The sequence below is a fragment of the Streptomyces flavofungini genome (genome assembly GCF_041028215.1).
Lineage (GTDB): Bacteria > Actinomycetota > Actinomycetes > Streptomycetales > Streptomycetaceae > Streptomyces > Streptomyces flavofungini_B.
This window is the reverse complement of record NZ_JASKYR010000852.1, coordinates 1-2,297: the sequence shown is the minus strand read 5'-3', so window position 1 is coordinate 2,297 and position 2,297 is coordinate 1. Positions and strand designations below refer to the sequence as shown.

The 2,297-nt window shown below is 71.3% G+C and carries 3 protein-coding genes; all 3 read left to right on the top strand.

Translation table 11 applies throughout. The features are described from left to right. The first annotated feature begins 130 nt into the window (after positions 1 to 130). The 3 genes from AB8Z36_RS35520 to AB8Z36_RS35510 all read left to right on the top strand — a co-directional run bounded on the left by AB8Z36_RS35520 (position 131) and on the right by AB8Z36_RS35510 (position 2,225). The gene (locus AB8Z36_RS35520; protein WP_369217513.1) at positions 131 to 688 is read left to right on the top strand and encodes a DinB family protein; all 558 of its coding nucleotides are present in this window, start codon (positions 131 to 133) and stop codon (positions 686 to 688) included. Between the two features lie 22 nt (positions 689 to 710). Then, entirely contained in the window at positions 711 to 1,352 is a 642-nt protein-coding gene (locus AB8Z36_RS35515) for a PadR family transcriptional regulator (RefSeq protein WP_369217512.1), read from the top strand. 114 nt (positions 1,353 to 1,466) lie between these two features. After that, positions 1,467 to 2,225, top strand: a complete 759-nt coding sequence (locus tag AB8Z36_RS35510) for a MerR family transcriptional regulator (protein WP_369217511.1) — start codon at positions 1,467 to 1,469, stop codon at positions 2,223 to 2,225. Positions 2,226 to 2,297 lie beyond the last annotated feature (72 nt).

Sequence of the window (2,297 nt, the reverse complement as noted above, 5' to 3'; positions counted from 1 at the left end):
CTCCCGGCCACTTTCCGTCCCTCCCGGACCCTTGCGGACAGAAGCTGACCGCAAGGGTCCGTAGCTTGTGAGGTGTCGGAAAGGCCCCCAGGGGCAGCCCGCTCAGGCGGGCCGGAGAGAGGCGGAAACCATGGTCACCCACGTCAGCTCGGAAGCGCACGGCGATGAGCGCGGCGCTCTGATCGCCTTCGTCGAGGCCCAGCGCGGCGGCCTGCGCAGGTCGGTGCTCGGGCTCACCGACGAGCAGGCCGCCCAGCGGCCGAGCGCGAGCGAGCTCTCCCTCTCGGGCCTGGTCAAGCACGTCGCCGAGACGGAGCTGAGCTGGCTGCGCATGGCCCAGCAGAAGCCCAACGAGAAGGGCCGCACCCAGGAGACCTGGGCCGACAGCTTCCGCCTCGTGGAGGGCGAGACGCTCGCCGAGACCCTGGCCTTCTGGGACCGGGTCGCCGCCGAGACGGAGGAGTTCATCCGCGCGGTGCCGAGCCTGGACGACACCTTCCCGCTGCCCGAGGCGCCGTGGTTCCCGAAGGACGGCGTCGTGTCGATGCGCTGGCTGATGCTGCACCTCGTCGAGGAGATCGCGCGGCACGCGGGCCACGCCGACATCGTCCGCGAGTCACTGGACGGCAAGACCGCCTTCGAGCTGGTCGCCCTGGAGCGGAACGAGTCGTACCCTAGTCAAAATTGATGACTCCGGAAGGGCGCGGTGCATGTCAGCGATCCGGCTACTGGTCCTCGGGGCCGTGCGCCAGCACGGCCGCGCCCACGGCTACCAGGTCCGCAACGACCTGGAGTACTGGGGCGCCCACGAGTGGTCCAACGCCAAGCCCGGCTCGATCTACCACGCCCTGAAGCAGCTGGCGAAGCAGGGCATGCTGCTCGCCCACGAGGTCGCCCCCTCCACGGCGGGCGGCCCGCCGCGCACCGAGTACGAGATCACGGAGCAGGGCACCGAGGAGTACCTCTCCCTGCTCCGCTCCTCCCTGACCACGTACGACCAGCGGCCGGACGTCCTGACCTCCGGGCTCGGCTTCATGGTGGACCTGCCGAGGGAGGAGGCCGTGGCGCTGCTCAAGGAGCGGGTGCGGCGCATGGCGGAGTGGCGGGCCTCCGTGACCGACTACTACACGCCCGAGGAAGGCCCCGGGCAGCTCGGCCACATCGGCGAGATCATGAACTACTGGGTGCACTCGGCGGACACCGGCGCGCAGTGGACCAGGGACCTGATCGCCCGCATCGAGGGCGGCGCCTACACGTTCGCCGGTGAGGGCGACCCCTTCGTCGGGGTGCTCGCCGACGGCCAGGAGAACCCGTACGCGACGGGGGAGCGGCTCCCGGAGGACGACGGCTAGGGCCTCCCGCGCCCGGGTGGCCGCCCGGTGCCGTCCGGCGGACCGCGCGGGCTTGCACCTCACGCGGCGTGAGGACCCACCCTGGGGCGCGTACCGAGACGAGAGGCGGAGGCCATGGGCTACTCCGTGGGACAGGTCGCCGGTTTCGCCGGGGTGACGGTGCGCACGCTGCACCACTACGACGAGATCGGCCTGCTCACCCCTGGCGGGCGCAGCCACGCGGGTCACCGGCGCTACGGCGACGACGATCTGGACCGGCTCCAGCAGATCCTGTTCTACCGGGAGCTCGGCTTCCCCCTCGACGAGGTGGCGGTCCTCCTGGACGATCCCGACGCGGACCCGCGCGCGCACCTGCGCCGCCAGCACGAGCTGCTGACCGCCCGGATCGCGAGGCTCCAGGAGATGGCCGCCGCCGTCGAGACCGCCATGGAGGCGAAGAAGATGGGCATCAACCTCACGCCCGAGGAGAAGTTCGAGGTCTTCGGGGACCACGATCCCGAGCAGTACGCGGACGAGGTGGAGCGGCGCTGGGGCGACACCGAGGCCTACCGCGAGTCGCGGCGCAGGTCGGCCTCTTACACCAAGGACGACTGGAAGCGGATCAACGACGAGTTCGCCGAGCTGCACGCGCGCGTGGGCGATCTGCTCGCCCGGGGGCTCCCGGCCGACTCGCGCGAGGCGATGGACGGCGCCGAGGAGCACCGCCTCTTCATCGCCAGGTACCACTACACGTGCTCGCACGAGCTGCACACCTGCCTCGGCAGGATGTACGTGGACGACGCGCGGTTCACCGCCTTCTACGAGGCCATCCGGCCCGGCCTCGCGGTGTATCTGCGGGACGCGATCCTGGCGAACGCGGCGCGCAACGGCTGACGCGACAGGGGGAGCCCGGGGGGAACGGGGAGCCGAGGGACGCGTGCGGCGGTGGACAACCCGGGCAAACCC

Coding starts and splice junctions, on each gene's coding strand:
- AB8Z36_RS35520 (WP_369217513.1), top strand. CDS start 131: ATGGTCACCCACGTCAGCTCGGAAGCGCACGGCGATGAGCGCGGCGCT.
- AB8Z36_RS35515 (WP_369217512.1), top strand. CDS start 711: ATGTCAGCGATCCGGCTACTGGTCCTCGGGGCCGTGCGCCAGCACGGC.
- AB8Z36_RS35510 (WP_369217511.1), top strand. CDS start 1,467: ATGGGCTACTCCGTGGGACAGGTCGCCGGTTTCGCCGGGGTGACGGTG.